The following is a 3,805-nucleotide window of genomic DNA, read 5'->3' as shown; positions in this document are numbered from 1 at the left end:
TTTATCCCTTGATGACCAAACCCCGGAATGAATTACGTAAACAATTGCAAACTGCTTAAACCACAAGTGTTTCAGCTTTTCTTAGTGCCATTCGATAATGGACTCCTAGATACAAACGTGTCCAACCAATTATTAAGACAAACAGGGTTCCGATAATCACAACAAACCAACGCCAACGGGTTTTCCAACTCAAAATAATTAAAACTGCCACCAAAGTCATACTAGCCATCGCATGACCACTCGGAAAGCCATAATCAAATTCTGGAGCAGGTGTTACCCACAGATGAGGACGTGCCCGGTGTAGCAACCGCTTCACTGTCTGATTAATGATTATACTGCCCACCGAGGCTGTGAGTAAGAATTCTATTGCACGCCACTTTTGTCGAATCAGCAACAGCAGTGAAATCATGACTGCTGCTGGGAATACCCCCCAAAACACTCCAAGCTTTGTCAAGTATGAGACAAAAACATCTAGTTTCGGTTGGGCAGTGCTGTGAATAGCTAATAATAGGGGAACATCGAAGGGAAATCCACCTTGTTTCCAAACATCCTCTGCTAAGTCCCCAAATATCAGTAAGGGAATAAATCCGCCAAGCAGTAGGAGCGGTACTGCCCTCCGGCTGATGGTGAGGCGCATTAACTTGCTCCTGCATTAATTAATCTTTCTCTAATCCTAGCGGCATAAGTAGTTAAACAGAATTAATTACATAGCAATTCAAGACATGGCAAGATTCACGATTTTTGACAAAATTCTTGGTAATCTAGTTCTACTTGCAAAGAGTAGGTGATTGCATACTCAAGAATTTGATTACGCCAATCAGACAAGTGAGCAAACTTGATTAAATCATCTGCTCCCGCAGAACCTTGTCTACCACCACTACGTAATTGATCCCACGCTGTCACTTCACCCATTGTCTGCATCAACTTATTTAAGCGTTCCAGCTTTCCATCCCACGCCTGTAAACTCACTTGGTCTTGTACTGGCTGCAACTCTCGTAAAACATAAGATTTATTCCCGTCAACTATCACCCCCAAAAGAGCAGGTGGCGTTCCTTGCATCCGTTGTTGGATAGCTACTACCCGTGCAGATTCACTCGACCAATCCGGCTGAGATAGTGTTAAATAGGGTTGTAATGAGGAAGTTTTTGTTTGCTTCAAATCTAATAGATAATTGCCATCAGGAGAACCAAAACCTTCTACTAAAACTGCATAACGTTCTAACCCTAAACTACCTGTACCAGCGATTCGTTGTTGCACATCTAAAACTTGATAAAAATTCGCATTTTTTTGTGTATATTTTTGCCAAGCCGAGATGAGTTGTCTGATTTTTTGCTGTTCTGATTCTGTGGCTTCAATAATGTGTTTATTGTCAATAATTAAGTGCCGCTTACCTTTCCTTCTCTTGGTGTGCTGCTCTAAAAATTCTGGACGAAGGCGGTTTTTTAAACTTTTTAATAAATCTTTAACTAAGCCGGAAGCGGTTTCCTTTTCCACACTTCTAGCAGTACCTTTAGCTAAAGCATTGCTGTAAGCATCAAGAAAGTAATTGCTCAAATGCAATGCTTCTGATTCACTCACCTTCAGCGTGTGAGAGCCAACTATCACACTGGTAATAAACCTCACCACATCCCAGGTGCAAGGAGCAAGACAGGCTTCATCAAAATCATTAATATCAAAGTAAACTAATCGATTATCACCTTTATAACTACCAAAGTTTTCCAGGTGTAAGTCACCACAAATCCATACTGGCGGGGCTGCATTCAGTGGGAAATTTTTAGGGAAGTCTTCGTAAAATAAATGACACGTCCCGCGATAAAAAGTAAAAACATCAGAACGCATTGCCTTGTATTTTAATTCAAGTAGTTTTGGGTTGCGTCCAAGGTTAAAGCGATGAATTCTGTCAATGATATTGTTTGTCATAATTTTTGGCTCTTGAAATGAATGGTCTAGTGACTTATCATTACCCATTGATAGCAGAGTCATGCAATGAGCGTGTAAGCTTGCTGATAATTAGCGCGTAGCTTGCTTAAGAGCAGGGGTACGCCACAACTGGCTAGTAATCTACTAGAAAATAAATAGTAAATGTGCGATGGCGTACCCGCCATGAGCCGGTGGCATCGCATCGGTGGTTCTTGAAGTTTTTCGTGAAAGCAGTAAAGTGGGTACACGCACCCCGACTGTCTGCTAAACTCTGCTTCTAGGAAACCCAGATATCCAAATATTGAGAATGTCGTTAATTCCAAATACATTAGCAACCTTTGTGGCTCTTTTCCCAATCGCCAATCCAATAGGTGCAGTTCCGGTTTTTTACAGCTTAACAGCGATGGAAACATCATCTGAACGCCATCGGCAGGCGATACAAACTGCTATAAATGTAGTCTTAGTTTTAGCTGTGTTTTTACTAGCTGGCAGGTGGATTCTAGAATTTTTTGGAATCTCATTAAATGTGCTACGGCTGGCAGGGGGATTACTTGTTGCTCATACAGCCTGGGAAATGGTTACAGCCCGTCAACGACTAACTCCATCAGAAAATGATGAGGCTCTAGATAAAGAAGATATTTCTTTTACACCAATGGCAGTGCCATTAATCAGTGGGCCTGGAGCAATTGGGGTAGTAACGAGTTTATCGATTAGCTTTAAGCATTGGGTAGACTATCTTGAGTCTTTAGTGGGAATTGCTTTAATAGGTATAAGCCTTTACCTGTGCCTGGCCTTAGGAGAACCACTTATTAAGAAGTTAGGAAAAAATGGTGTGGGAGCCTTAAATCGAGTTTTTGGTTTTTTCATCCTAGCAATTGGTGTGCGGTTTATTGCCGATGGCTCCATTTCTTTGTTGAAAGAGGCGTTCCATATTCAAGTTAAATAATCTTTAACTTATAAAAAGCTCAGAATTTATGTAGTTGAATAAATGTGATGAAAAAAACCAGATGGCGTTGCAACTTAATTGCTAGACTTTTCAATTATGAAGTTGCTCTGTTTTCCTGATTCGTACAAGAGGAATTATCAGCAATCACTCCTGGCTTTCTTAATATTGTTAGCCATTATACTTGTTGTAAACAAAATGTGGTACATGGCGATCGCTTAACACCTAAAATACTGCTATGGTCAATCACTACCAGATTGCCTTACAGGAAAAGTTAGATTGAATATGAATGAGACTTTAGCAGCCACACTAGGGGAATTACAAGCACAAATATATTGGTTACATGATGCTCTTGAGTTTACAGAATTGGCATCAGCAGCAGCTACTATATATATGAAACTTGGTTATACTCAATACTCAGCAGAAACGGCGGGTAACTTAATTAGTGAAGCTTATCAATTATCTGATGATGCTGCTAATGCTCAACAAGCAGGTGATTTTGATAAAGAAATGCAGTTTTATCATCAAGTTAAAGATAAATTAACCCAAGTAGAAACTATATTAGGTTATCCAACTAGTATTGCTATACATCAAATGAAATGGTGGATGTATTTTCGTCATAAACAAAAATTACAAACTATTATTCACTTATTTTTACAACATTTGAAAGCGGCGGGATTCATTAACCTACTTACTGCTATAAAACTCACATATTTTCTAATGAAAATAGGCAGAGTTCACAAATCGCGTGACACCGAAACCACCAAACATAATGCTATACGATACTGGACAGAATTATTGAAAATTAAACCGCCACAATATCCTTATCTTGGTTAAATTGCCTATTTTCAGTAAACCAAAAAGTTTTTTCCCAAGAGCGATCGCTAATCAAGATTACGTACTTTAAAGTACTATATACTACAAAATATATAATTAATGCTT

4 protein-coding genes are annotated in these 3,805 nt (G+C 39.3%); 2 read left to right on the top strand and 2 right to left on the bottom strand.

The features are described 5' to 3' along the window. Nucleotides 1-55: 55 nt before the first annotated feature. Together V7K42_RS05370 and V7K42_RS05365 are read right to left on the bottom strand one after the other, a co-directional pair. Nucleotides 56-637 (bottom strand): phosphatase PAP2 family protein, encoded by a 582-nt coding sequence (locus V7K42_RS05370; RefSeq protein ID WP_334914217.1) that lies wholly within the window; start codon nucleotides 635-637, stop codon nucleotides 56-58. Nucleotides 638-732: 95 nt separating this feature from the next. Further along, entirely contained in the window at nucleotides 733-1,920 is a 1,188-nt protein-coding gene (locus V7K42_RS05365) for a DUF2252 domain-containing protein (protein WP_334914215.1), read from the bottom strand. 307 nt (nucleotides 1,921-2,227) lie between these two features. Here V7K42_RS05365 and V7K42_RS05360 point away from each other — a divergent pair, with 307 nt between their 5' ends. Together V7K42_RS05360 and V7K42_RS05355 are read left to right on the top strand one after the other, a co-directional pair. Beyond that, nucleotides 2,228-2,866 (top strand): MarC family protein, encoded by a 639-nt coding sequence (locus V7K42_RS05360; RefSeq protein WP_334914213.1) that lies wholly within the window; start codon nucleotides 2,228-2,230, stop codon nucleotides 2,864-2,866. A 282-nt stretch (nucleotides 2,867-3,148) separates the two neighbouring features. Then, on the top strand, nucleotides 3,149-3,700 hold the full coding sequence (locus V7K42_RS05355) for a hypothetical protein (RefSeq protein WP_334914211.1): 552 nt from the start codon (nucleotides 3,149-3,151) through the stop codon (nucleotides 3,698-3,700). The last annotated feature ends 105 nt before the right edge of the window (nucleotides 3,701-3,805 follow it).

Source organism: Nostoc sp. (assembly GCF_036917455.1).
Taxonomy (GTDB): Bacteria; Cyanobacteriota; Cyanobacteriia; order Cyanobacteriales; family Nostocaceae; genus Nostoc.
The sequence above is the reverse complement of the archived record's forward strand: the minus strand, read 5'-3'. Positions and strand labels throughout refer to the sequence as shown.